This is a genomic window from Paenibacillus provencensis (assembly GCF_042678545.1).
Classification (GTDB): Bacteria; Bacillota; Bacilli; order Paenibacillales; family Paenibacillaceae; genus Paenibacillus; species Paenibacillus provencensis.
The window spans coordinates 138,643-164,371 of sequence record NZ_JBHTKX010000001.1 but is presented as its reverse complement, the minus strand read 5'-3'; the positions used below and the strand labels follow the sequence as shown (position 1 = coordinate 164,371).

The window sequence follows — 25,729 nt, the reverse complement described above, 5'->3', positions numbered from 1 at the left end:
AGTTGAAATTTATTAATGGAATCAGATTACAGCTGTTCAATAGCCACTTTGGATCCGCTGCCGGCCTCCTCCGCCGGAATAACAATCAGCTTCCTCGCTAGTCTTGCCCGAAGCTCAGGTACGTGACTGATGACGCCGACGGCAAGCTGATCATTGTGAAGCTTCTCCAGAGACGTAATAACCGTATCGAGCAGCTCGGAGTCAAGCGTTCCAAACCCTTCATCGAGGAAAAAGAATTGGAGCGGATATTGTCCGCGGAGCTGGATCTGTGCTGACAGTGCTAGCGCTAAGGACAGAGAAGTCAGGAACGTCTCGCCTCCAGACAAAGTGGATACCGGACGCTTCACTCCGCCATTTGCATCATCAACAATGACAAAGCCACCGCCTGAATCCACTTCAAGCGCATAACGCTGTTTGGTCAAATAGCGCAGCCTTGCTGACGCATCTCTGCAGACCTGTATGAGCTGTTCTTCGGCAACATATTCCACGAATGTATTACCCCGGAATACCGATTGCAGCTTGGACAGCTGCTCGCCATACTGATTCAGCTCGCTGCGCCCTGCTTCAAGCTCCATCCAGCGCGTATGACGACGTGTAATATCCTCAAGATCCCGCTCTGCTCTGGCTTTTACCCGCATCGCTTCTTCATCCTGTGCTTTGGCACCGCGCAGCTGCTCACTCATGGACAGCCATTCTTCTTCTGTCAGCATGCTACCTTGCAGCTTATGCTCCAGATCTTTCAGCCGTAAAGTTAGTTCTTTCTCCCGTTCACGAAACTCCTGAACGGTATCTTCTGTTTTTTGAACCGCATCGGGAAGCATATAAGCTGCTCTTACTTCCCTGCCTTCTGTAAATGGTGAACCGCCAAGCTCTGTTTCGTACTTCTTCGATATAACTGCCAGCTGGTCCTGAATGGAGTCCGCTGCCTGCCTTGACATGACTGCCTGCTTCATCGCCTCCTGCTTCTTCAGCTCTGCTGCGACGAGCGCAGATTTGGCGGACCTCGCAGCCTCACGGATGTCAGACAGCCTTGATGCAGCAGCCTCTAGAAGAGACTCTACGCGTTCTTCCTGCACCAAATGGCGTAGACGCGCTTCCCGTTCCAGCAGCAGCTCCTTCTTGCCTTGCCATTCGGCCTTGAGCTGTACTCTTCGTTTATCAATGGAGGCCAGTTGCTGCTGAAGCTCGTTCATGGTGGATGCTTTCTCTTCAAGGAAGGATACGCTCTTATCCAGTCTGAGCTTGATCTCCTCCGCTGCAGCATCCCTCTCCTGAAGCGATTCGTACCTCTGCATCGCTTCCTCCGGTGCGATGCCAGGCCATTCACGCGCCCAATCTGCGCGAATGGCCTCGTACTCGGCGGTGTGCAGCTCGATGCGTGCTGCTACCTCCGCCTGCTGGCTGATGCAAGCGTCATATGCCGCTTGCGCCAGCCATTTGCGCTGCCGTGCCGAGGCAGCGCGCGTCTCCTGCTGCGCGGCTTCCGTGCGCAGCGCAGTCAGGGAGGCGGCGAAGCGATCCGCCGCCTCGCGGTAAGTGCGGGTGCGCGCAGCATAATCGCGCACCACCGCATCCGGCGCCGCAGCAGCAAGCTCAGCTGCGGCGATCTCTGCCGCAGGCGCGGCTTCCGCCTGCGGGGCATGGACCGCGTGCACGTCCGCGGTCCCTGGGTCTTGCTGCGCGAGAAGTCCGCGCAGCTCATGCAGCTGCCCGCGCAGGCCGAGGCGGAGCTCGTAGAGCTCTGCCGAGATGACGCGCAGCTGCGCGAGGTCCTCTTCACGAGCATCGCCCGGCTCGTGAACAAGCTCCTGCGGGTTCGGGTGATGCACCGAACCGCAGACAGAGCATGGCATACCGTCTGTCAGCTCAGCTGCCAGACGTGCCGACAGATCCCTTCGCTCATTCTCTTTCAGTTCATTCCGCAAACGTTCTTCAAACCTACCTAGCTGCTCAAGCTCCCGATCAAGCTGATGTCCGCTGAGAGCAAGCGCCTCTTGAGCCTCTCGCAGCCGGATAGCCAGCTGCGCTTGCTCTTCAGCGAGCCTCACTTCCTCAGAAGCCGTCTGTTCCAGCTCTTCCTTTGCTCTGGTCAGCTTGAGATCGACCTGCTGGGCTTGCTTACGCGATTCATTCAGCCTCTCGGCAGCCGTATCGAGCTTATGCTTCCCGGATACGGCCCCCGATACTTCCTTTCTTTCCTGTGCTTTCACTTCACAGGATGCAAGACCGTCCTGCAGTTCCTTTCGTCTCTGCTGTCCGCGTGCATGAAGGTCTTGTTCTTTCACAAATGCCTGATGGGTTTGTTCATATAGAACCTCTTCAGCATTTCTCTGCTGCTCAAGCTTGGCTAAAGCTTTCTTTGCCGCATCTGTTTCCCGCTCCAGCTCCCGTGCTTGTTCAAGCTGCTCCAGCCGAACAAGCAGCTTAGGCTCTTCCTCAGTCAAGACTCTCGCAGCTTGGTGCTCTACTTGTGAACAGTCCAATGCGGCCTGCTCCCACTGATCAAGCTGTACCTTAGCCGCTTCCGCAGCTGCTTGACGTTTAACGGATTCAGTCTGTATCTTCTCAAGCTCCTCCAGGATTGGAATGAGACCTGCCGCTTTGGATGACAATTCAAGCTGCTTCTCAAGCTCTGTAATGTGAGCTTGCTGCTGGATCATTCCATCTAGAAGCTGCCGATATTTACTGCGCTCCAGCATTTGCTCTCTTATTTTTGCCATGCCTTCAGCTGCTGCTGTCAGCTCCTCAAGCTGCTTCCGGGCATTCTCGGCCACTAATACTGATTCACTGAGCTTGCTCTGCACCTCTTCCAAGGCCTCCTTGCTCGCAAGACCCAGTCCTTGCTGCTCCGCTTCCAGCGCTTTCAGTGCACTGTCGTTCTCTTTCACCTTGCGGCTCAGCTTGATCGCAAGCTGATCTCCATACTTCTCCAGATGAAACAGCCGCTGCAGCATTTGCCTGCGCTCCGCCCCTTTAAGGGATAGAAATTCCGCAAACTTGCCCTGAGGAAGAACTACAGCCCTTGTGAAATCATCCATTTTCAGACCAATCATCTCTTCTACAGCTCGATTGACCTCCGCAAGCTTGTCTGCCAGTACTTCCTCGCCTTTTTCCGTAACGGCAACAAAACGGCTCACCGTATTGCTGATCGATACTTCACCCGTTCGCTTGAACCTTCTGTCCACACGAAAATGCTGTACACCCTTCTCTGATTGCAGTTCAAAGCTGAAGGAAACATATAGCGTGTCCTCCGCCTGATTCATAATCCCCTGTGTTCCGTTCACGGCTCGTTCCACTTTACCGTACATAGCAAGAGTGATCGCATCGAGAATGGTAGATTTACCACTTCCCGTCGGGCCAAAAATTCCAAACAACCCTGTTTCCGTTAATGTCCTGAAGTCAATTTCCTGTGCTTCACGGTAGCTCTGCAAACCAGACAGCTTCAATTTGACAGGTCTCATGACACAGCCCCCTCTTCACCTTCCGCTGACAACTCCTCCTCATTGACCAGTTCGAGAAACAATCGAACCAGACTGTCATCGGGTACTGCTCCCCCGGTTTGGCGCTGGTAAAATCGGCGGAACACCTCATGCACAGGCAGCTCAGAACGAGCTGCACGCAGCTCCTCAGTCAGCATTTCCGGGTATACCGGACGGATATGGATAATTCCCTCTCGCGCCTTGCGAAGCTTTTGAATCTCTCCGAGAGACATCGCCTCACTCAGAGAAATCTCCAGATCGATATAGGCATTCGCGTCTCTGCCCTCCTCCAGCCATTGATACACTTGTGCGAGCCCTTCCTGGGCCTTCCATCGTACAAGCGGCTTGCCGCTACTCAGATAAACCTCTCTAGCTGAGGGCATGCCTCCGGGAGCAACATCAACCATGACAACGGATTTGGTCTGTCCGGATTCAGAGAAGCTGTAGGCGAGCGGAGATCCGCTGTAACGTATCATCCCTTCACCCTTGACCGCTTGCGGCCGGTGTAAGTGTCCGAGCGCAGTATACTGCGCGCCTATGGCAAGTGCTGAAGGATCCACCGTGTAAGCTCCGCCTACCTGAATGGGTCTTTCCGAGTCGGATTCAAGGCCGCCCAGGACATAGATGTGACTCATTGCCAAATTAACAGTGTCCTGCCGAAATGAACGGCCCAGATGCCGCATCAGTTCGCCGACACGTTCACTATATGCCTTACGCATGCCTTGCTCTTCAGCGTCATCTGTGAGCAGCTCGTTTAACCTTGACTCAGAAGGATAAGGGAGTGCCGCGACTTTTGCGACTTCCCCCGTTCTCGCGGCATTAACCGTTATAATCTCGGATGTTGGCAAGCCAACCAGCGTAATGCCTCTATTGTTTACCAAAGGAGAGACCGAAGCGACACGCTCCGGCTGATCGTGGTTCCCCGCAATGACCACGAGAGGTCTTCCTCCTGACGTAAGACGGGCACAGGCATCGTAGAACAGCTGCTCTGCAGCCGCCGGCGGATTGACGGAATCATACACATCTCCCGCCATTAGTATGACGTCCGCCTGCTGATCATCCGCAAGAGTGACCAGCTCGTCTACAAACGCCTCCTGCTCTTTAAGCCTGCCTCTGCCTTCCAGCGTCTTACCGAAATGCCAATCCCCCGTATGCAATATCCGCATATTGTATCTCTCACTCCTTTACGCCGCATTTCTAGAGCTTCACTGCCGTATCCGCATCAAAGAAATAAAGCCATTTTTCATCAATTTCGTAATCCAAAATATCTTTTAACGCTCTTGCATAGAGATCAAGCTGAAAACGGTAGCCATCCGCCAGCTGTGCAACCCCGCCCCTATGCTCAAGCACCTTGTCTGTCTTATAGTCCAGCAGCACACGCTTGCCATCCACCTCATACAAACAGTCAACGATACCACGAATCAATACCGTTTCCTGACTGAGCTCGCTCTGCAGCCTCCAGTCCTTCTCATGTGAGATAGGCATGAACAAACCTTCATCCGTCTCATCCGCGGGAAGTCCGTAGCTGAACGGCATCTCCCTTCTGATCCATGCTGCTCTTGTCAGCTGTAGTCCGGGCTCACTCTCGTAGAACCTGAGTATTTGTTCAGGCTCAACGGCCTCTGCTTGATGGGGCAACAGAATATTCATCTCAATCAATCTTCCGATCGTCTCCTTAATCAGATCAAGACTCATCCCTGTCAACATCGGCATATGCTGCATAATGGTGTGATACACCGTACCTCTTTCGGTAGGTGTGAGCAGGGTCTCGCTCATAAATTTCGGCCGCCGCAGATGGAGTGTTTCTCTGGACTCTGGGCGAGCACCGTAGAGCTCCATTTCGTCCATCCACTCCAGCGAAGGACGATCCTGTGCTGCCAGCAGTGCCTTCATCTCGGTAACAGACGTGCTGGCTGGAGTCTTCGCTGCTGCCATGTATGGATACGTCCATGAGAGAACATGATTAATCATCTGAGCTGTTTCGACCTTCTCTTCCAGCTTGGACAACACAGGTCTGCGCTCCATAAGTGCGGTTGTGCGATGCATCCGTTCCTCATCTATTCCTTCTTCATCAGGGAGAACTCCACTGCTTAAGCCTTGAACCGCATAGCTAGGCGTGATAGAAACGATCCAACGCGACGGATCATCACTGAAGATCCGGTGAGGCATACTGCCCACATTCTCCATTCCAGCCATTTCCCGAAGCGGCTCCCCGTCTGGATGACGGAATAAGGCCGGGCCTAACCAGTCCATATAGCTTCTTCCTGAAGCAAGAAGGGTTTCCGGCAGCAGCATGGTTGAGAGATCCTTGATCTGGGACCAGGCAAGTGCCCGGGCAGCTGCATCCTTGACTGTACCGATAAGAATCATCTTTTCCTTGGGACGAGTCAGCGCAACGTACAGCACTCGCATCTCCTCAGCCAGCAGTTCAGCATGCGCACGACGGCGGATCGCCAGATTGGCAAGTGTCGGATAACCGACCCGATGGGCTTCATCAATGAATCTCGGACCAAAGCCAAGCTCCTTATGCATCATGAAGGGAGAGTTCAAATCTTGCTGATTGAACATTTTGGACATCCCTGCTACAAACACGATCGGAAACTCGAGACCTTTGCTTCGATGGATCGTCATAATGCGCACGGCTTGATCTGTATCCCCCGTACCACTGACCGTACCGAGATCACCGCCATGGTCCTTCAGCCTGGCAATGAACGTAAGAAAACGGAACAAGCCCCGATGGGAAGTCGAGTTCTCGTATTGCTTGGCCCGATCATATAGCGCCTGTAGATTGCGGCTGCGCTGCGTTCCGCCTGGAAGACCCACGACCCAGTCTAGATAACCTGTGTCTTGGTAGATCCTCCAGATCAGCTCGCTCAAGCTTCCATTACGTGCATCATGCCGCCATTGCTCAAGCCACCCGCTAAACTCCCGAAGCTTACTTACTAGCGCTTCACTAGCCGCAGGCTCACCTCCATGCAGAGGATGATCTTGAATCTCTTCCCCAGCCTTAGTTGTATCCTGCAAAGCAGCTGACAGTTCGTTTACTAATCGTTCTGGTGATGGTTCTGCAATAAATCCATCTGTAAGATCTTCAATACGATCTTCTGTATCATCTATCGTCTCTGTCGCTGCACTAGCCTCTCTGAGAGCGAACTCCATTTCCAGCTGTGCTGCTTGCCGTTCACTGCTCTCACTGATGTCAGGATCCGAATAGACTGTAGACGACGTACCGGCCGAATTGCCTGCATCTGCAATGGTCTTCATCATTGCATCGTAGAATGACATATTTTTACCGGACAGACGAACCAGAGCAAGCTCCTCTTCATCCAGCCCTACAATAGGAGATCGAAGAACGGAAGCCAGCGGAATATCCTGCTGGGGATTATCTACGATTTGCAGAAGTGACAGCATGATTTCTACTTCCGTAGCTTCAAAGAAGCCCTTGCTCTGATCACCGGTTACGGGAATTCCTTCCCGTTTCAGCACTTCCATCATGAGAGGTGTCCATATTCTGGCTGATCGCAGTAAGATAACGATATCTCCGTACTTCGCGGGTCTCATGAGCTTGGTATGCTTGTCATAGATTTGCGTAGCTTCTCCCGAGCTGCCGACCATCTGGTGAATCCGAGCGGCAATATAGGAAGCCTCCAGCTCCGCCGTTTCCATCTCCAGCTGTTCAACCTGTTCAGATGCATCTGCCAGCTCGCCTTCTATTGCCTCAGCGTCTTCCGAGGAGCCTGTTCCAGCACGATCAATGAGTACAAGCTCTGGTGTATAATCTTCTGCCGATTCGGATGTCTCTGGAAACGAGGCGCCAAAGGACAGTGCGGCTGCATCATCGTATTCAATCTCAGCTACACCGGCATTCATAATCTGCCTGAACAGCATATTGACTGCATCGACTACTTCCTTGCGGCTTCTGAAATTGCGTGCCAGATCAATTCGCAGACCTTCCCTACCTCCGTCATGGTCATACCTTCTGTATTTATCCAAGAACAAGCCTGGTTCTGCCAGACGAAAGCGGTATATGCTCTGCTTGACATCACCGACCATGAACCTATTCCCAGGATTCTCACGGGAAATGAGGCTGACAATATCCTCCTGAACCGTATTGGTATCCTGATATTCATCCAGAAGCACTTCGTCAAACTGCTGTCTGTATTCCATAGCTGCATCAGAAGGGTACGATTGCTCCGGAGTTGAATCCACATGACGCAGGATCCGGAGCGCATAATGCTCCAGATCACTGAAATCAACGACTCCTTTTGCTTGTTTTTCTCGAGTGAATCGTTCGCCGAATAAGATGACGATCTCGGCAAGCTTTTTCATAAGTGGCGCTATCTTCGATAGTTCGCTAAGAAATTGCTCTGGTGTTCTGCCGAACATGACCGATTTCAGCTCGGTCACGGTCTTCTTCACCGATTCTCTCAGATCCTTCGCCCTCTCCTGAAGACCCGGATCAGCCTGACCTTTACGCACCGATTTGAGCTTCCCGAAGGCGGAGCTGCTAAACACATCATATAATTCTGACCATGATCCGTTTCGAACGTGGTTTAATAGCCGCTCTACCATCTCCAAATCCTCGGTAAAGGTCTCGGCGTAAGCTGCCGGTCCCTCTGGCTCCTGTGCAATATCAAGCGCCTGCTTGAGCTGATCTGACGCTCCGCCCAGAGCCAGCTCCGCATCTCTCATAATGCTTGCGACCCACTCCGTCTTGCTCAGCTCTTCCAATGACCGAACCTCAAACGCGGCTGCCATCTCCGACAGCCAGTGTTCGGGCCATGAATGACTGCGGGCAAAATCATACAGTCTTTGGACAAGTCCATACATGGCATCATCGCTTCGTTCTCCGCTGAACCAATCAACAAGCCTGCGAAAATCGCTTCCTTCCCCTTCTTCTCCGTACTTTTCTTCAAATAGTTCCATCAGCAGCTCCTGACGCATAAGCTCTGCTTCGTATTCGTTCAAAATTCGAAATGTTGGATCCAAGGGAATCAGCTGATAATATCTCCGAATGATCTCCATACAGAAGGAATGGAGTGTGGTAATCGGTGCTCTACCAAGCAGAGTCAGCTGTCTGGCAAGATGCTCGCTGCCTGGACTCTGCTCAAGCTCCGTTTCCAATGCATCACGAATCCTCTCCCGCATCTCAGACGCCGCTGCCTTGGTAAACGTCGCAATCAGCAGCCGGTCCACGCTGTACCCTGCTTCAGGATCTGATATTTTACGAATGATCCGCTCGACAAGCACAGCGGTCTTACCTGAGCCCGCGGCAGCAGCCACGAGCATGTCTTCTCCGGAAGAAGCAATCGCCTTCCACTGATCGTCGCTCCAGAAGCTTCCTTCCGGCTTTGGAATCATGTTCATACCGGTTCTCCTCCTTCCCTGTTAAATAAATCCCAAGCCTGGTTCTTGCCCGGTCTCTTGAGTAAATTGTATTCACTGCCTGGCATGCTCTCATCAAACTGGCATACCGATTTTAATGGACAAAACGTACATGCACTTTGCTGCTGCATGCGATAAGGAGATATTGATACATCTCCATTTGTTATCCGTGTTCCAATATCTTGAATCGTTCCGCGTACGGAGCTCAGCAGCATGTCCCACTGTTCCTCTGTCGCGACAGACGAGCTGCTGTAGAATCCACCATCCGTCTTCACAGCTACCGGAAGGATTGAGGAGTATCCTTTTTCCAGGGAGGTATCCATCTTCCCGATGACTTCACGATCAGCGAGCAGTAGTCCCTTCATCTTAAAACGTTTGAGCAGCTCCTGTTCGGCTTGTTCGGCTCCCATGCCATTGGCAGATTGAAGGAGAGGATTATGCACATGGAAATAGAGCACGCCCGCAGGATGAGCCTCTGCTCCGATCCACTCCTCCGCGTAAGTCAGCAGTACATCCAGATAAGTGAGCATCTGCAGCGACAGACCATAAAACACCTCATGCAGCTTCAGATCGGTCTGGCTGGATTTATAGTCAATAACCCGAAGTAATATTTCCCCATCTTCTCCTTCGGCTACATCTACCCGGTCAATTCGGCCGACAATTTGCATCACAACGCCGTTATCCAGTGTAAATGACAGCGGCGGCAGCGGTTTGTCTGGACCAAAATCCAGCTCCAGCGCCAGCGGCTCAAAGCTGCCCCTTCTGGACTGCTCACCCAATATGATGGAGGCACGGCTTACGATGTTTTTGAGCTTGCGATAAATATATCCATAACGCTGTGTACTCAGCAAAATTTCACCTTGCAGCTGAGGCGCTAATACATCGACCGTTTCCTCTGCATAGGAAACGCACTCTTCACGGCTGAGATTAGCCCAGCTTAAGTTTTGCTCCTTCAGCTTCATCGCCATTTTGCTTAGAGCCGCATGGAACAGCTGCCCGATATCTGGCGCCTTAAGACGATATACTTGTCTCTCTTTCAGCTTCAGCCCGAACGAAACAAAATGAGAGAAAGGACATAACGCAAAGCGTTCCATACGGGAAACGCTGGTCTTGAGCTGTGTTCCATACAGCTTGAAGCTCGTTTCTTTCGTAAGATTACGGGTACGGTTCTTATAGAACACGGATTCGAGCATTCGTTCAAGTCGAAGCTGCATTTCCGGATGTGTGAGGTACCAGTTATATACTTCCCACCAGGACTCCTCAATGTTCTTTCCTCTGCGCCATTCCCGAAGCTCGCCAATCAGATAGGACATCGTCAGTTCAGGACGAAGCAGGAAACTTGCCTGCTCCTTCCAATCGGGGGCTTGTCCTGGCCGAGAGAGGAGCAAGCGCTCCTCCAGCCCAGGAAACATCCGCTTCAAATGGCGAATCATTTCTGAAGGATGGAGCGACTTGCCGTCTTCATCTGCAAGAGGATAGCTGATCCATAGTCTGTGGCTGGCCTGGGTGAAGGCAGCATATATTAAGAAGCGTTCATCCAGCATTTTACGTGTCACGTCTGGCCCGAGCTGCATGCCATAGTCCGTAAGAACAGCTCTTTCAGAAGCGGTTAGAACCCCTTCCTCCTGCTGGATTTGAGGCATGGCGCCGTCTGTTGCGCCCAGGATAAATACATGACTGACCTTTCCTGTTCTCGATCGATCCAGACTTCCTATAAGCACTTGATCCAGTGCCGGAGGAATCAATCCCAGCTTCAGCTCGGCAAGACCCGTCTCTACAACCCCTGCAAACAGCTCGGCATCCAAATGCTCGGTGCCCATCATTTCAACGACTTGATCCAGCAAATCCAGAACGGCGGTCCATATCCCGCGATGCTCGCGCGCCTGCTCAGGACTTCCTTCCTCAAGCGCCTTGCTGCTCAGCGCATCCAGCTTACGGGCAATATCTGCATCCTCCAGCAGCTTGAATAGAGCGATACATTGTTCCTTCGCGTTCTTTGCTTTTTTGAATCTCTTCTCAAAGGTATACAATGGAGACACTATCGTTTCACGACAATTCTCCATTAATTGCAGGAACCTGCTGCGATTACGTTCAGAACCGGTTGGTTCATCTTCTTCGAGGGACAAACTCGGCACTCCCTTCCACGGCTTGCCATCTGTCCATCTGTAGCCGGAAATTCCGGTCGCCAGCACGTAGTTCTCCAGCATATCCATGTCGTATCGACTTACGGTCCCATCCAGCGGCAGCAGCAGATCCGTCTTCACCGCGCGGAATACATCCTCATACTTCCATCGTCTATTGACGACATCCAGGGCCGACCTTATAAACTCGGCAAGCGGATGATGCAGCTCATCCCTGCGCTCATCCAGGAAGTAGGGCACTTCGTAATCCTTGAACAAGGGTGCAACAATATGCCCATAATCGCCCAGATTTCGGACAAGGACTGCCATATCCCGGTAACGAACCCCTTCTTCTCTTGCCAAACGTCTGATTTCTCGCAGCACTCCTTCGACCTCAGCTCTGCTGTTCTCGGCTGCGAAAATATTAATCCCTTCATGACCTGCATCCTTCATAAGGACGCGACGAGCCTCGAAGCCAGCTTCCAAATGCGCAAGCGCCGAAGAAGCATAACGAGGTAAGAGCGCCGGAGATAAATGAGTTGTACTAAATCCCGCTGCTGTATCTTCAGCGATCCCTTTTAACTTGACATAAGACATACCTGCAGAATAGAACAAGTTCATTTCATTCGGCATATGCAATGCATCATAAGGCTTGTCCAGGGTGAGCGATATGGTCACGGAGCTCGCGTTCAACAGCAATTGTCTGATGACGGTGAGCTCCTGTGGCGTAAAGCTGCGGAAGCCGTCAATCCAAACGTCAGCCTGCCTCACATATTCCGAGGAAGGAATTCTGTCTGCCAATTTGTCCAGTGTATCTTCTTCATCCATATATAGTCTCGATACTTCTTCCTCGAAGTCCTGGTATACGGTCAAAATATCATGCATCTTGTGGTGCAGAATTGTACCTGCTCCGGGCACCTCTCTCACTCGCTCAAGCTCTTCCTTCAAAGATTGTTCCTGGGTTCCGTATCGCTTCATTTCCGCATACAGAGAACTCAATTGATGGGCAAATCCCATTTGTGTACCCGATGCCGAAAAAATCTTAAGCTCATCCTTGCGCTTCTGCATTATTTTGTAGAGCAGCATTTTCTTGCCTTCTGCCCGAATTGGAATGAGTGCAGATCCTCCTGTTTCCTGCATCACTCTCAAGCTGAGCCTGCGAAAATCAAGCACTTGGACCCGGACGGAGCCATTCATGCCATGAGAACGAATCATTTCGGTTTCTGCCTGGAAGGATGCCTGTTCCGGAACGATAAGAATTATAGGGTTACCTGCAGGGTTCTCACGAAGCTGGGCTGTAATTTGATTGATAATAGCCGTGCTTTTTCCACTACCGGCTCGTCCAATCATCATATGAAGCGGCATTTATTGAATTCCTCCCTTTTAATTCTCGAACTACATCATCAGCATACTGACATGTATGTATTTAAAGTCAGACTTTTCCTCCTAAAAAGATCAACAGAGGCTTGTAAATGACCAATATAACTAAGATATACAACTTATAAATTTCAAAATAAATGAAACAAAAACCTTATAGAGTCTAAGCACAAGTATAACATATCTCATTCTACAGGAACATGCGTTTGGTAATTCCAGTAAGTCAAACCATGCTAAAATTCTTCCAATACAAGCAAGCATGCAATCTTCTACCAGCATCCAATTAATCATCGCTCCATTAACATAAGTACAGTAAAAAAGCATCCGCACACTCTTTCTTCAAAGAGAATACGGATGCTTCATGCTGCAGCTGGTCTTAGCTTAATTTATACCGGATGGCGTTTTTGATCGAACCTCGAAGATGGCAAATTTCAAATAATGCCCCTCTTCCACACCCAAAATTTGAGGATGGTCTTTACCGGCAGCGCGCCAATCTACGAGCCTTAGTATTTTCCCTGCATCGGCTGCAGCATCCTGAATCGTTTCAAGGAACAAATCGGGACGCATATGGTACGAACAGCTTGCCGTTACAAGATAACCGCCTTCATTAACGAGCTTCATGCCGTGCAGATTGATATCCTTGTAGCCGCGAACAGCTCCTTTAACTGCCCCTCTTGTCTTGGCAAAAGCAGGAGGATCCAGGATGACAACATCAAAGGTACGTCCACCTCCGGCCGTCATGGCAAGCGAGGTATCTACCTTCTTGTCTCCTTTTGCCCTTGCAGCACGTTCCTCCAAGCCTTTAACCTGATTTCTCAGATATTGAAAAGCATCATCAATTACAAATTCAACACGGTCCTCAAAGCCGTTCAGCTTCACATTATCCCTGGCACTTTCAATCGCGTGCTCCGAAATGTCAAGACAGGTCACCCGCTTAGCTCCAAACTTGCAGGCATTTAGTGTAAAGCTGCCTGTATGGGAGAAGCACTCCAGTACATTTGCACCATCCCAATAAGGGAAGGTTACCACTTTACCACTCTTGTTGATCGGAGCGAGCGTCTTCACACCGTCTTGCTCCACCTCTTGGATCGTAATTCCACTTCTGCCGCCCCAGCCTGTCATCAGCGGTTCTATCGCTGCCCGGTTCTCCCGCTGATCGAAGAAATAGCCCGTCTTTTGTCCCTGCTCTATATCAACCTTTATTTTAAGTCCGTTTTCCGTAACCGTTACATGTCTTGGACATTCTCCATATAGCAGTCCTTTGACTTGATCAAGCCCCTCGAGTTCCCTTACACTGACATCGCTTCGCTCATAGATGCCCTTGGGCTGTACAACTTCGACCAAAGCCTCGACAATTGCCTCACGGCACAGATCCATACCCAGAGTCAGTATCTGAACGACAAGCACATCGCCGAATCGATCCACAACTAGCCCAGGAACAAAATCTGCCTCTCCGTAGATTAGACGGTAAGCATCTCCGCCAGTAACAAAGCGGACACGATGCTGCAGAGCTTGATCAAATTTGCGAACAAAAAAGGCTTTGTCCATTGTCGTGACCGGTTCATAGGAAACGACTCGTACGGTAATTTGGGAAGCCGGATTATAGTATCCGGTTGCCAAATAACGGCCTTGATGATTCTTTACCTCCACCAGTTGCCCTGGTTCCGCATTTCCTTCTACCGACTCAATCTCATTTTTGTAGATCCAAGGATGTCCCTGCTCCACTCTTTTTTTACGGCTCTTTGTAAGAATAACCGATGCCAAAATGCTTACAACTCCTTTTATAATCAAGTAATCTGGTCTCTCACATGAAAGTCATGGTTGTCCCTTCACTAACATAAGATGAACAGTAGACAAGTCATGGAAGAGAGAGAAGGTGTCCTTGCAATATCATGTTACATTCTATCGTGTTCCCTCTAATATATGGATTAATCATTTTCTTCCTAGGCATGAAGCTGATGGAGGCCTCACTCTATAAACTCAGTGGCCCGCTGCTATTAAGCTCGCTGAATCGGGCCACCGCAACCCCGTTAAAAGGCATGCTATTCAGCACAGGAATGACCGCTGTGCTGCAGAGCAGCACTGCGGTCACCGTACTGACCATCGGCCTCGTAAATGCGAATTTGCTAGGGTATGCCCGCACCCTCGGCATCATTCTGGGCAGCAATGTGGGGACTACGGTAACGACAGAGCTGCTCAGTCTGAAGATTGGCAAATACGCAGTTCCCATGCTGCTCTTCTTCATCAGCTGCTGGATCGTCTGTGTCATGCTCGGGGAATTAAAATATGTCATGCACAGCCGGCATTCGAAGGCAGTTCATACGGCAGGATATATCAGTTTCGCGGGAGCCGGATTCTCCATGGTTATGCTCGGCATCCTCATGATGCAGCGTATCGGGCCCGCCTTAGAGCAAGGCGGGGTATTTCCCTGGTTTGTTCAGCAAGCCAGCCACAGTGTATGGTGGGGCATGGCTGCTGGGGCATGCCTGACTGCGATTGTGCACAGCAGTGCTGCGGTTATCGGCATGGCCATCAGCCTTGCTGCCACCGGCGCCCTGCCTCCCGAAATCGGGATCGCCATTGTACTCGGCTCTAATGTCGGTACCTGTGTTACCGCTTGGATGGCCGCCATAGGAGGCAGCAAGGCAGGTCAATTCGTAGCATGGTCCCACATTATCCTTAATGTTGCAGGAGCTCTGCTGTTCGCCCCGCTTATCTCATTGCTCTATCAGGCGGCTGCCTTGTTCACAACCGAACCAGGCGCACAAATCGCACATGCGCAGACCATTTTTAATATCGTCTGTTCCTTACTGGCTCTCCCGTTATGCTATCTTAAAATTTGGAAGCGGCTGGAGCCTTAATCAGAGTTAAAGTTAAACCGCTTCTCTTCGTAGAAACTGAATTGCAAATTTAGATCTAAACTTGAATCCCGAGCTGCCTTAGGGCTCTTCGCAGTATCCTATCGTTGTTATCGTAGCCTTGATGCTGTTGTCTACTCCATGCCTCAAGGGGAGAATACCATTCGACCGCTTTAATTTCTTCGATCTGTGCTCTGTGCTTCCCGCCTACAGCTTCAACCAGATAGTAATGCACTTCTTTATTTACTTTGCCGTGTACAGCATGATAATAGGTATATTTTATAATGTCCACAGGTGCAACAATTCTTCCCTTAAGACCTGTTTCCTCTTCAATTTCACGAAGCGCCGTTTGTTCAACCGTTTCACCCGGCTCCATCTTGCCTTTTGGAAGAGATATTCTAGCATAGCGGTCCGTAATAAGCTGAACCTGAAGCTCATCACCCATATGCCGGAATACGACGCCGCCGGCGGAAATCTCTTTTCTTGCCATCTGAAACTTAGCACCTCTCCCTCTAACAACAAGGATTCCGAATTCTTTCCTCAGGGAACCTTAACCAATACCCCTCCAAAAGAAAACGAAATCCTTGTTCGTCTCCGTGATCCTATACTGTCCGTATTAACTTAGAGGGCAGCTTTTTGTGGCCCATTCTCCATCACCCGAACAAGCTGTCCTTCACTCGCGTGAAGTCCGGCCTTCGTCATCTTCACACGGCATACCTCACCAACGAGATGATCGGCGCCTTCAAATTCAAGCTGGATATAATTATCGCTATACCCATGAAGATGGCCCTCTGCTCGATCTCCTCTGCCTTCAGGTATAACCTCCAGAACTTGTCCAGCAAATTTCTCAGCATAGCTGAGCTTCATTTGATCTGACAACGCTAGGAGCTCTGTTACACGCTCGTTCTTCACTTCATCATCGACTTGATCCTCCATGCGTGCTGCTGGAGTCCCGGTCCGCTTGGAATAAGGGAAGACATGCATCTCTGAGAAATTAATGGCTTTCATAAGGTCATAGCCATTTCGGTACATCTCATGCGTTTCCCCAGGGAAGCCGACAATCACATCGGTTGTAATGGCCACATCCGGCATTGCTTGACGGATCAGTCCCATTTTATTATAGAACTGCTCGGTCGTATACTTGCGGCGCATCCGCTTAAGAACCGTATCATCTCCTGCTTGAAGCGGAATATGGAAGTGACGGCACATCTTCGAGGAACGGTTCAACACATCCAGCATCCGTTCATCAATTTGGCTTGCTTCAATGGAGCTGATGCGAATTCTCTCTAATCCATCCACTTTATCCAGATCCCACAGAAGACTCGACAAGTCATAGTTATCAAGATCATCGCCGTAGCCGCCGGTATGTATTCCGGTCAGGACAATCTCCTTGTAACCTGCCTCGACCAGCTGATGCGCTTGAGTAATAATGCTCTTCGAATCACGGCTGCGAGACAGTCCGCGCGCCCATGGAATAATACAGAAGGTACAAAAATTGTTACACCCGTCCTGAATTTTAAGAAAGGCACGCGTCCGATCGGCAAAGTCAGGTACATCCATCTCTTCAAATACGCGATTCTTCATTATATTGCGTACCGCATTTACCGGCTCGCGTGTCTCTTTGATCTGATTGACAAAAGGAATGATCTTGTCCCGATCCTGATTACCTACAACGAGATCGACACCAGGAATGTCCATAATTTCTGCCGGTGAAGTCTGTGCATAGCAGCCGGTTACTGCAACGATCGCATCCGGATTCTTGCGAACTGCACGCCGTATAATTTGACGGCTCTTCTTGTCTCCTGTATTCGTAACGGTACAGGTGTTGATCAGGTACACATCAGCGGTCTGTGAATCAAAGTCCACCTGCTCATATCCTTGTTCTTTAAATTGCTGCCAAATGGCTTCTGTATCGTAGAAGTTCACTTTACATCCCAAGGTGTAAAACGCCACGGATGGCATAATTACATTCCTCCCATTTCATCAGTTTCATATAAAATACAAGTCAAAGCGACCATGCCTGCTGTTTCGGCACGAAGAATACGTTTGCCAAGACCGACGGATCTCGCCCCTGCGGTCTCAGCCGCCTGTACCTCCCCTGTTGTAAATCCACCTTCCGGACCCACAACAACAAGTACAGAGGCACTCTCATCCGCAGACAATCCGGCTGCTAATGGCTTAATTACATCTCTCAGCTGCAAGCCGTCTTCTTTCTCATAGCAATAGCAAACGAGATCATAACTATCAAAAGAAGCTAGCAGCTCTTTCCATGACCTCGATTCATATACGGCCGGAATGCGATTGCGATGACTCTGTTCAGCAGCTTCCTTCGCTATTTTGCGCCACCGCTCCAGTCGTTTCCCCTCTTTTTTAGCGTCATATTGGACAATGGTACGTTCGGATAAAAAAGGAATAAAACCGACCGCACCGATTTCCGTACATTTTTGAATAACAAGCTCCATTTTGTCGCCCTTCGGCAAACTTTGTGCAATGCTTACCGATACTCGCGGTTCGTGATCCATAGGAAGCCACTCCACGACCTCTGCCTGCACCTGCGAAGCTTCTATGTGTGTGATCTGGACCATAGCCTCACGGGAAACTCCGTCACTCACAATGAGCTTATCCCCATTCTTGCCCCGCATCACCTTGGTAATATGACGAGCATCATCTCCATGAATAATGGCTGTCTGTCCGTCGAATTGATCCTGTTCAATAAAATAACGCTGCATGGATCGATATGCCCCCTGCTTAACCAACTATCATTCTCAGAACTACACTTCTTTTAAATAGAAAATAACCACATAACATCTTACAACTTTTTACCGTCTCTGACTAGCCGCCAAGCAAGGTCATCACCATCTGGGCTATACCTATGTACCAGCTCATGGACAATTCATAAAGAGGAGTTATTGTCCACCGGTTCAGCGGAGTAATGACGATAATTAGAAATATAAGGATTGACCATTGCTCAAGTGACTGCAGCTTGATCCGAATACGAGTCGGCACAAGCTCCTCTACGATTCGGTATCCATCAAGTGGAGGCAGAGGAACGAGATTGAAGAAGAATAAGAAAAAGTTCGTTACATTAAAAATAGAAAAGAATGTCGAGATCGCAAATACAACACGCTGATTCTCAATAGAGTCCATGACTCCGAGCTGGATCATGGCTGCATAAGTAATCGTTCCGATCAGTGCGAGCACCAGGTTGCTTACAGGCCCTGCCGCAGAGACAACCACGCTCATCATCCGTCTGCGATCAAAATTATCCCGGTTTACCGGAATCGGCCTTGCCCAGCCAAAGCCGGCGATCACCAGCAGTAGCAGACCGAAGAAGTCGAAATGCACCGCCGGATTCAAGGTCATTCTTCCCAGCATTTTCGCGGTGGGATCACCGAATTTATTGGCGAAGTAAGCATGAGCAAACTCATGCACTGTAAACGCAATAAGAATCGTCAGAATAAAAAAGGGCAGCTGGTCTAATGGATAAAAGAAAAATTGATCCATACTCATCCCTTATTTCCTCGAAACAATCGCTAGCCAGTCTTCGTCGCGTTGAATATCCATAATTTCGAAACCTGCTTCTCGCAGTGCTGTAAGGACAACTTCCTCTTTGTTCTTCCAGATGCCTGAAGCAATATACAGGCCGCCCGGCTGAAGTGCTTCATAAACATCATTAATAAAGAGAAGGATGACCTCTGCCAAAATATTCGCGACAACGATTTGAACTGGCATTGTGACACCAAGGGAACCGTCCTGCTTGTCCAAAATGGACAGAAGATCACTCTCGTATACCGTAATATGATCAGTAAGCCCATTTAGAGCACTATTCTCCCGCGCGCTAGACACCGCTACAGGATCAAGATCAAGTGCAAGCACGTGCTTTGCCCCAAGCTTCATGGCGCCGATGGCCAGAATACCCGAGCCTGTTCCTACATCAATGACCTCTTCGCCGCCTTGAACATATTTTTCCAGCGTACGAAGGCATAGAGAGGTAGTGGGATGCGTTCCTGTACCAAATGCCATCCCGGGATCAATTTCGATCAATTTCTCCGCAGCGCTTTCTGGTGTATACTCTTCCCAAGTCGGTTTGATCGTCAGCGTCTCAGATACTCTAAGCGGCTTAAAGTACTGCTTCCAAGCCGTAGCCCAGCTCTCTTCATCCACTTGCTTCACCGTAATTTCAGCCTTGCCTGCATCAATTCCATAACTTGCAAGCTCCTTGATTCGCGGCTCAATCTCAGCAATCACGGCATCCATATCCGTTGTATCCGCAAAATAGCCCTGGATAACGGCTTCGCCCTTAGGAATATCATTTAGAGGGTATTCGTACCACTCCCCATACTTTGTCGTTCTGATCTTGTCCTGTGTACCTGATTCTTCGATAGCTACTCCGCCCGCACCCGCTTCATGCAAGAAGTTCGAGATCATCTCTTGCGCTATTTCCGTTGTATGTATTGTTATTTCATTCCATATCATAATTTGCTGTTTCCTCCCCTGTATTCATACCCTCTATTGTACTATACAAACAATAGTGAGCACAAAGAACGAGAGAACTCCCATCCTTATTTCTCCACAGTTATTTCCATATTCCACTGATAATATAGTGCCCCTCCAACCAAAACCGTGCAAAAAAGCATCGGCGCCCTCTACCCGGGACTCCGATGCTTCCTTGTATTTACTCATATCTGTAATCATCCAGCTTTCTCGTCTGCCGCTCATCTGCCGCCTCACTACGGCGAACCGCTTCAATATCCTCTTGATCAGCCTCTGCACTGCTGAATTCAACATCCTCATTCTTTGCTGAAGCGAGCTCACTGATCTTCTCCGATTTTTTTAACACTCTATCTTTTCTACGGTTAGAAGACATTCTATATTCCTCCTCGGTTTCTGAATTAAATTAGACCACCGGATTCCTCAATGATCTGCAGCGCCTCATGATGCACGGATTCATCCACAACGACAGTCAGCAGAATGTCCTTGCCTGTCGGCCCTCCTGCGCCTCCATCACTCATACCGCTGGCAGATGGGTCGGCAGCTGCCAGTATTCCAGAGGATGCACTTGTAAAGGAACCATGTAACGTCGCAGAGGATAAACTGTCCATTGCACTGTTTAATATTGGCTCATTGCTTCCTTCGCCTGGATAGCGGCTGAAACGATCGATCGAAATACTCTCGAGCTTCAAGCTGCCCAGCTTGGCTGCAACCTTCTGTGCCTGCTCCGGGGAATTGAAATAAGCAAGGATGTTCTTATCCATAAGAAAACACCGCCTTTAGTCACTTCTCATTTAATGAAATCGATGCAGCTCCAGGCTGCTCTTCGAGCCTTAACATAGAATGCCGCAAATGGATGACAGCTATTCAGATGACCACGCAAAAAAAGGACTGCCCATGAACCATGGACAGCCCTTCTTGCATAGATCAGTCACCTCTAAATGCACGTTTAACCCGATCAAAGAACGATTGCTCGTGCTCATCCATCTGTTCTCCGCCGAGAGCGGCAAATTCCCGAAGCAGATCCTTCTGCTCATCGTTTAATTTGGTCGGTGTAACAACGACCACTTTAACATGCTGATCTCCCTGACCAGAGCCTCTCAAATGAGGAACACCTTTGCCTTTTAGACGGAAATAGGTTCCTGTCTGGGTACCCGCCGGGATTTTGAGCTTCACTTTCTCACGAAGCGTTGGGATCTCAATCTCATCACCGAGTGCTGCTTGTGCAAAATTAAGCGGCACTTCACAATAAATATCATTGCCTTCCCGGTCAAAGAAATCGTGAGATTTCACACGGATAACAATGAACAGGTCCCCTGAAGGTCCCCCGCGAAGTCCCCCTTCGCCTTCACCGCTCATACGCAGCTGTGCACCATCGTCCACTCCTGCAGGAATCCGAACATTGATCTTGCGCTGTTTACGGACTTTACCGCTTCCTTGACAAGTTCTGCACTTATCCTTGATCGTCTTGCCTGAACCACCGCAGTTGGAGCAGGCACGACGGTTAACCATACGGCCAAACGGGGTGTTCTGCACCACTTCTTCTTGCCCGCTGCCACGGCAGACAGAACAGGTTTCCGGATGAGTTCCTGGTTTCGCTCCTGAACCATGGCAAGTATCACAGCTCTCTGTGCGAGGAATAGTAATATCCGTCTCTTTGCCAAATACCGCTTCCTTGAATTCAATCGTCATCGTATATTGAAGGTCATTCCCCCGCTGCGGAGCATTGGGATCGCGCCGACCTCCGCCACCGCCGAAGAACATATCGAAAATGTCGCCGAAGCCACCAAAATCCTGACCGCCAAAGCCGCCGCCCATTCCTTGGTTCGGATCCACATGACCATATTGATCATAGCGGGCACGCTTCTGTTCATCACTCAGAACGTCATAAGCCTCTTTAACCTCTTTAAATTTGGCTTCAGCATCTGCCTCTTTGTTAACGTCCGGATGATACTGCCGTGCAAGCTTACGGTAAGCCTTCTTGATTTCATCATCGCCGGCACTTTTGCCAACACCAAGCACCTCATAATAATCGCGCTTATCTGCCACTCTTCCACCCCCATAACTTTATAACAATACCGCATATACGTGACAAAAGGAAGGATCAAAGCGCGAAGAACTCCGGCTCTGACCTTCCCATGCTTGTCACTTGTAAGGCTTATAACTTCCTGTCATCCTTATGAAGGATTATTTATCTTTTTTGTCCTCGTCAACCACTTCGTAATCTGCATCTACGACGTTATCGCGTCCGCCTGCACTTGCACCTGCTGCGTCTCCGCCTTGTGCCTGTGCATCTTGTGCAGCCTGCTCATACAGTTTGACAGACAGCTGTTGAACGATTTCGGTAAGCTCTTCCGTAGCAGCCTTGATGTCTTCCACGTTGTCAGATTCCAGCGTTTTTTGCAATTTTTCTTTTGCAGCATTCGCTTTCTCTACTTCACCTGCATCTACTTTGTCGCCAAGATCTTTAACCGTCTTATCCACAGTGTAGATCAGCTGGTCAGCTGCATTTCTTACTTCAACAAGCTCTTTGCGTTTCTTGTCTTCCTCCGCATGCAGCTCTGCATCCTTCATCATTTTCTCGATCTCGTCTTCGCTCAAACCGCTTGAAGAAGTAATCGTGATTTTTTGGGATTTGTTTGTTCCTTTATCCGTTGCAGATACGTTAACGATACCGTTCGCATCGATGTCAAATGTAACTTCGATTTGCGGTACGCCGCGTGGAGCTGGAGGAATATCACCAAGCATGAAACGTCCAAGTGTTTTGTTGCCCGCAGCCATCTCGCGCTCCCCTTGCAGTACATGGATTTCAACGCTAGGCTGATTATCCGCGTAAGTAGAGAATACTTGAGACTTGCTTGTAGGAATCGTTGTATTGCGATCGATCATCTTCGTGAATACGCCGCCTGCAGTTTCAATACCCAGGGACAATGGCGTTACATCAAGAAGAACGACGTCTTTAACGTCACCAGTAAGGACACCGGCTTGAACTGCAGCACCCAGTGCTACCACTTCATCCGGGTTAACGCCCTTATGAGGTTCTTTGCCAGTCAATTTCTTAATCGCTTCCTGAACGGCAGGAATACGAGTAGAACCGCCGACCAGAACGATCTTGTCGATATCGTTAGCAGTCATACCTGCATCGCTAAGCGCTTGGCGAGTAGGACCCAGTGTGCGCTCTACCAGCTGAGCAGAGATCTCTTCAAATTTAGCACGAGTTAAGTTTACTTCCAAGTGCTGAGGCACGCCGTCAGCAACAGTGATAAACGGAAGAGAGATCGTCGTCGTCAGTACGCCGGACAATTCTTTTTTCGCTTTTTCCGCTGCATCTTTCAGACGCTGAACAGCAGCTTTGTCTTTGCTAAGGTCAATGCCTTGCTCTTTCTTGAATTCATTTACAAGGTAATCGATAATGACTTGGTCAAAATCGTCTCCACCGAGGCTGTTGTCCCCGCTTGTAGCTTTTACTTCGAAGAAGCCGTCGCCAAGCTCAAGGATGGATACGTCGAAAGTACCGCCCCCAAGGTCATACACGAGGATTGTTTGATCTTCGGATTTCTCAAGACCGTAAGCGAGAGCTGCTGCCGTCGGCTCGTTGACGATACGCAGCACTTCAAGGCCTGCAATTTTACCAGCATCCTTCGTTGCTTGACGCTGACTGTCATTGAAGTAAGCCGGAACTGTAATAACCGCTTGAGTTACGGTTTGTCCGAGATAAGCCTCTGCATCGGATTTCAGCTTTTGCAGAATCATTGCTGAAATTTCTTGAGCAGAATAATCCTTGCCATCAATGTTTTCTTTGTGGTTCGTACCCATATGACGTTTAATAGAAATAATGGTGCGGTCAGGGTTAGTAATTGCTTGGCGTTTTGCTGTTTCACCTACGATGCGCTCACCGTCTTTTTTGAAGCCGACTACGGAAGGGGTTGTACGCGCACCTTCCGGATTCGGAATAACCACTGCTTCGCCGCCTTCCATTACGGCAACGCAAGAGTTTGTAGTACCAAGGTCGATACCGATAACTTTACTCATGGAAAATATCCTCCTTCTTAATCTATACAAGGCAACACAAGGCCTGTTCTAAATTCATGTGATATCATGTAAAAAACGTAGTGTTACTTATGTTCGGAATTTTTGCATAATTCGATTTATGCAAAATCCTTATGTTACATACTTACCTTAACCATTGCAGGACGGAGTACCTTGTCTTTCAGCATGTACCCTTTCTGCACTTCTTCCACAACGACGCCTTCTTCATGCTCTTCGCTCTCGACCTGCATGATCGCTTGATGGAATTCAGGGTTAAACGCCTCGCCAACGGTTTGCATCGCTGTAAGACCTTCTGCCTGAAGCACGCTTTCCAGCTGACGGAAGATCATCCCTACGCCTTTGGCAAAGGAATCGGTTTCTGTGTTCGCCGGAGCTGTCGCAATTGCACGCTCGAAGTTATCAATAACAGGTACTAGCTCTGTAATCAGCTTTACCGATGCATATTTCGCTAGATCTTCCTTCTCCTTCTGAGTACGGCGACGGAAATTATCAAAATCAGCCTGGGCACGCAAGTAGCGCTTCTCATTCTCTTCAGCAAGTGCCTTCAGTCTGTCTAATTCTTGAGTAGAAGCATGAGGTTCAGCGGCAGCAGATTCCGTATCATTCACGGCTGCTTCCTGCGTTTCAGCGGACTCAGCCTGTGCAGCCTCGTTCACCATTTCCTCCTGCGGAGTGTTCTCTTCTGTATTCTCCATTGCTTGTTCATCTTTCAAGATGTTCACCTCCTTAAACAGAACTTATACTTTTCTTCCTGATCAGAACATTCCTTACGTATCATTCAACATTCATAAGGTTCAGCCCTTTGTTGCATCTAGATTTCATTATTAAGCTTAAATCGCCCATCTTAAACTTTAACATGATCATTGTCCTTGATGGGCAGTGAATTATGTTACATGGGTAGGAATCTATTTATTTGTAACGATGTGTCAGCATCGTTGTCAGATTCTTGGACAGCATATTCAAAATATTGATCACTTTGGCATATTCCATCCTTGTCGGTCCTAAGATCCCAATCGTTCCTAATGCTTCCCCTTCAACCGAGTAGGAGGCAGTAATAAGACTGCAATTGGCAAAGGCCTCATGATCATTCTCTGTTCCGATCTTCACTTGGACACCCGTTCCTCCAATGGAGGGTGTCATAATCTTCATTATGGTCGATGTTTCTTCAAGCAAATCAAAAATATCCTTGACCTTGTCGACATCCTTGAATTCTGGCTGGGACAGCATATTCGTCGTACCGCTAAGATACAATCGATGATCCGGCTCCCCATCAAAAGCAGTATCCAATATTTTCATGAAAGCTTCGTACTCAGAGACATTTCGCTCCATTTCTCTCGCGACCTCTGAATATAGTCTCGCCTTCAGCTTATATAGAGGTACTCCGACAAGTCTCGTATTTAGTAGATTGACGACTCTCTCCATCTCAGACAACGAGACATTCGACGGTAAGCTTACCGTCTTATTCTCTACCTGACCAGTGCTCGTTACAATAATCGCCACTGCCATATTCTCTCCAAGCGGGAGCAGCTGAAAATGACGGAGCGACGTATGAAAAACTTCCGGTCCAAGCAGGATGGAAGTATAGTTCGTCATATGCGACAAAATGGTGGAGGTATGCTGTATGACCTGCTCCATCGCGTTTAATTTCTCAGCGAGCAGCCATCTGAGCTCCTTGAGCTCAGATGGCTCGGTAAACTTGAAAGGAACCAGATGGTCTACGTAATACCTGTAGCCCTTATGTGAAGGGATTCTGCCAGCCGATGTATGCGGCTGTTCCAAATATCCCATGTCCTCCAGGTCGGCCATCTCGTTACGAATCGTTGCCGGACTATAGCCGACATCACCTCTTTTCGAAATGCTGCGGGATCCAACGGGTTCAGCCGAACGGATATAATCATCAACAATAGCATTCAGTATCAGTCTTTGACGCTCGGTTAACATACGTGTCTCCCTCCCTAAAGATGTGATC

At 49.4% G+C, this 25,729-nt stretch carries 17 protein-coding genes; 1 reads left to right on the top strand and 16 read right to left on the bottom strand.

Annotated features, from left to right (window positions below; genetic code table 11):
- Nucleotides 1-26: 26 nt before the first annotated feature.
- From ACFQ3J_RS00805 to ACFQ3J_RS00785, 5 genes are all read right to left on the bottom strand, one after another.
- Entirely contained in the window at nucleotides 27-3,461 is a 3,435-nt protein-coding gene (locus ACFQ3J_RS00805) for an AAA family ATPase (RefSeq protein ID WP_251580821.1), read from the bottom strand.
- Entirely contained in the window at nucleotides 3,458-4,645 is a 1,188-nt protein-coding gene (locus tag ACFQ3J_RS00800) for an exonuclease SbcCD subunit D (RefSeq protein ID WP_251580820.1), read from the bottom strand. The genes ACFQ3J_RS00805 and ACFQ3J_RS00800 overlap by 4 nt, the downstream gene beginning before the upstream one ends.
- A gap of 31 nt (nucleotides 4,646-4,676) precedes the next feature.
- Complete coding sequence (gene addA, locus ACFQ3J_RS00795; protein ID WP_251580819.1) at nucleotides 4,677-8,846, bottom strand: helicase-exonuclease AddAB subunit AddA; 4,170 nt, start codon at nucleotides 8,844-8,846, stop codon at nucleotides 4,677-4,679.
- Complete coding sequence (gene addB, locus ACFQ3J_RS00790; RefSeq protein ID WP_251580818.1) at nucleotides 8,843-12,349, bottom strand: helicase-exonuclease AddAB subunit AddB; 3,507 nt, start codon at nucleotides 12,347-12,349, stop codon at nucleotides 8,843-8,845. Before addB ends, addA begins: the two co-directional genes overlap by 4 nt.
- A 393-nt stretch (nucleotides 12,350-12,742) precedes the next feature.
- Entirely contained in the window at nucleotides 12,743-14,125 is a 1,383-nt protein-coding gene (locus ACFQ3J_RS00785) for a class I SAM-dependent rRNA methyltransferase (RefSeq protein WP_251580816.1), read from the bottom strand.
- A gap of 128 nt (nucleotides 14,126-14,253) precedes the next feature.
- Between ACFQ3J_RS00785 and ACFQ3J_RS00780 the strand changes: the two genes are divergently transcribed.
- Nucleotides 14,254-15,222, top strand: a complete 969-nt coding sequence (locus ACFQ3J_RS00780; protein ID WP_251580814.1) for a Na/Pi cotransporter family protein — start codon at nucleotides 14,254-14,256, stop codon at nucleotides 15,220-15,222.
- Between the two features lie 55 nt (nucleotides 15,223-15,277).
- Here the strand turns inward: ACFQ3J_RS00780 and ACFQ3J_RS00775 are convergent, their stop codons facing one another.
- The 11 genes from ACFQ3J_RS00775 to hrcA form a co-directional block, all read right to left on the bottom strand.
- Nucleotides 15,278-15,709, bottom strand: coding sequence for an NUDIX hydrolase (locus ACFQ3J_RS00775; protein ID WP_091158638.1), 432 nt, complete (start codon nucleotides 15,707-15,709; stop codon nucleotides 15,278-15,280).
- 131 nt (nucleotides 15,710-15,840) lie between these two features.
- Nucleotides 15,841-17,181: a tRNA (N(6)-L-threonylcarbamoyladenosine(37)-C(2))-methylthiotransferase MtaB gene (gene mtaB, locus ACFQ3J_RS00770; RefSeq protein ID WP_091158639.1), complete on the bottom strand. Its 1,341-nt coding sequence runs from the start codon at nucleotides 17,179-17,181 to the stop codon at nucleotides 15,841-15,843.
- Between the two features lie 2 nt (nucleotides 17,182-17,183).
- Entirely contained in the window at nucleotides 17,184-17,948 is a 765-nt protein-coding gene (locus tag ACFQ3J_RS00765; protein ID WP_251580812.1) for an RsmE family RNA methyltransferase, read from the bottom strand.
- 103 nt (nucleotides 17,949-18,051) lie between these two features.
- Complete coding sequence (locus tag ACFQ3J_RS00760) at nucleotides 18,052-18,729, bottom strand: site-2 protease family protein (protein ID WP_091158642.1); 678 nt, start codon at nucleotides 18,727-18,729, stop codon at nucleotides 18,052-18,054.
- A 3-nt stretch (nucleotides 18,730-18,732) separates the two neighbouring features.
- On the bottom strand, nucleotides 18,733-19,695 hold the full coding sequence (gene prmA, locus ACFQ3J_RS00755) for a 50S ribosomal protein L11 methyltransferase (RefSeq protein WP_251580810.1): 963 nt from the start codon (nucleotides 19,693-19,695) through the stop codon (nucleotides 18,733-18,735).
- Between the two features lie 199 nt (nucleotides 19,696-19,894).
- Nucleotides 19,895-20,086, bottom strand: a complete 192-nt coding sequence (locus ACFQ3J_RS00750) for a YfhD family protein (RefSeq protein WP_251580808.1) — start codon at nucleotides 20,084-20,086, stop codon at nucleotides 19,895-19,897.
- Between the two features lie 25 nt (nucleotides 20,087-20,111).
- Nucleotides 20,112-20,474, bottom strand: coding sequence for a hypothetical protein (locus tag ACFQ3J_RS00745; RefSeq protein ID WP_251580806.1), 363 nt, complete (start codon nucleotides 20,472-20,474; stop codon nucleotides 20,112-20,114).
- 163 nt (nucleotides 20,475-20,637) lie between these two features.
- Entirely contained in the window at nucleotides 20,638-21,759 is a 1,122-nt protein-coding gene (dnaJ, locus tag ACFQ3J_RS00740; protein WP_251580804.1) for a molecular chaperone DnaJ, read from the bottom strand.
- 138 nt (nucleotides 21,760-21,897) lie between these two features.
- Nucleotides 21,898-23,742 carry a molecular chaperone DnaK gene (dnaK, locus tag ACFQ3J_RS00735; RefSeq protein WP_091158650.1) on the bottom strand — a complete coding sequence of 615 codons (1,845 nt, stop codon included), beginning with the start codon at nucleotides 23,740-23,742 and terminating at the stop codon, nucleotides 21,898-21,900.
- A gap of 134 nt (nucleotides 23,743-23,876) precedes the next feature.
- A complete protein-coding gene (gene grpE / locus ACFQ3J_RS00730) occupies nucleotides 23,877-24,473 on the bottom strand; it encodes a nucleotide exchange factor GrpE (RefSeq protein ID WP_379292272.1) in 597 nt (198 codons plus the stop codon).
- A 196-nt stretch (nucleotides 24,474-24,669) separates the two neighbouring features.
- Nucleotides 24,670-25,701, bottom strand: coding sequence for a heat-inducible transcriptional repressor HrcA (gene hrcA / locus ACFQ3J_RS00725; RefSeq protein ID WP_091158652.1), 1,032 nt, complete (start codon nucleotides 25,699-25,701; stop codon nucleotides 24,670-24,672).
- Nucleotides 25,702-25,729 lie beyond the last annotated feature (28 nt).

Coding starts and splice junctions, on each gene's coding strand:
- ACFQ3J_RS00805 (WP_251580821.1), bottom strand. CDS start 3,461: ATGAGACCTGTCAAATTGAAGCTGTCTGGTTTGCAGAGCTACCGTGAA.
- ACFQ3J_RS00800 (WP_251580820.1), bottom strand. CDS start 4,645: ATGCGGATATTGCATACGGGGGATTGGCATTTCGGTAAGACGCTGGAA.
- addA (WP_251580819.1), bottom strand. CDS start 8,846: ATGAACATGATTCCAAAGCCGGAAGGAAGCTTCTGGAGCGACGATCAG.
- addB (WP_251580818.1), bottom strand. CDS start 12,349: ATGCCGCTTCATATGATGATTGGACGAGCCGGTAGTGGAAAAAGCACG.
- ACFQ3J_RS00780 (WP_251580814.1), top strand. CDS start 14,254: ATGTTACATTCTATCGTGTTCCCTCTAATATATGGATTAATCATTTTC.
- ACFQ3J_RS00775 (WP_091158638.1), bottom strand. CDS start 15,709: ATGGCAAGAAAAGAGATTTCCGCCGGCGGCGTCGTATTCCGGCATATG.
- mtaB (WP_091158639.1), bottom strand. CDS start 17,181: ATGCCATCCGTGGCGTTTTACACCTTGGGATGTAAAGTGAACTTCTAC.
- ACFQ3J_RS00765 (WP_251580812.1), bottom strand. CDS start 17,948: ATGCAGCGTTATTTTATTGAACAGGATCAATTCGACGGACAGACAGCC.
- ACFQ3J_RS00760 (WP_091158642.1), bottom strand. CDS start 18,729: ATGAGTATGGATCAATTTTTCTTTTATCCATTAGACCAGCTGCCCTTT.
- prmA (WP_251580810.1), bottom strand. CDS start 19,695: ATGATATGGAATGAAATAACAATACATACAACGGAAATAGCGCAAGAG.
- ACFQ3J_RS00750 (WP_251580808.1), bottom strand. CDS start 20,086: ATGTCTTCTAACCGTAGAAAAGATAGAGTGTTAAAAAAATCGGAGAAG.
- ACFQ3J_RS00745 (WP_251580806.1), bottom strand. CDS start 20,474: ATGGATAAGAACATCCTTGCTTATTTCAATTCCCCGGAGCAGGCACAG.
- dnaK (WP_091158650.1), bottom strand. CDS start 23,742: ATGAGTAAAGTTATCGGTATCGACCTTGGTACTACAAACTCTTGCGTT.
- hrcA (WP_091158652.1), bottom strand. CDS start 25,701: ATGTTAACCGAGCGTCAAAGACTGATACTGAATGCTATTGTTGATGAT.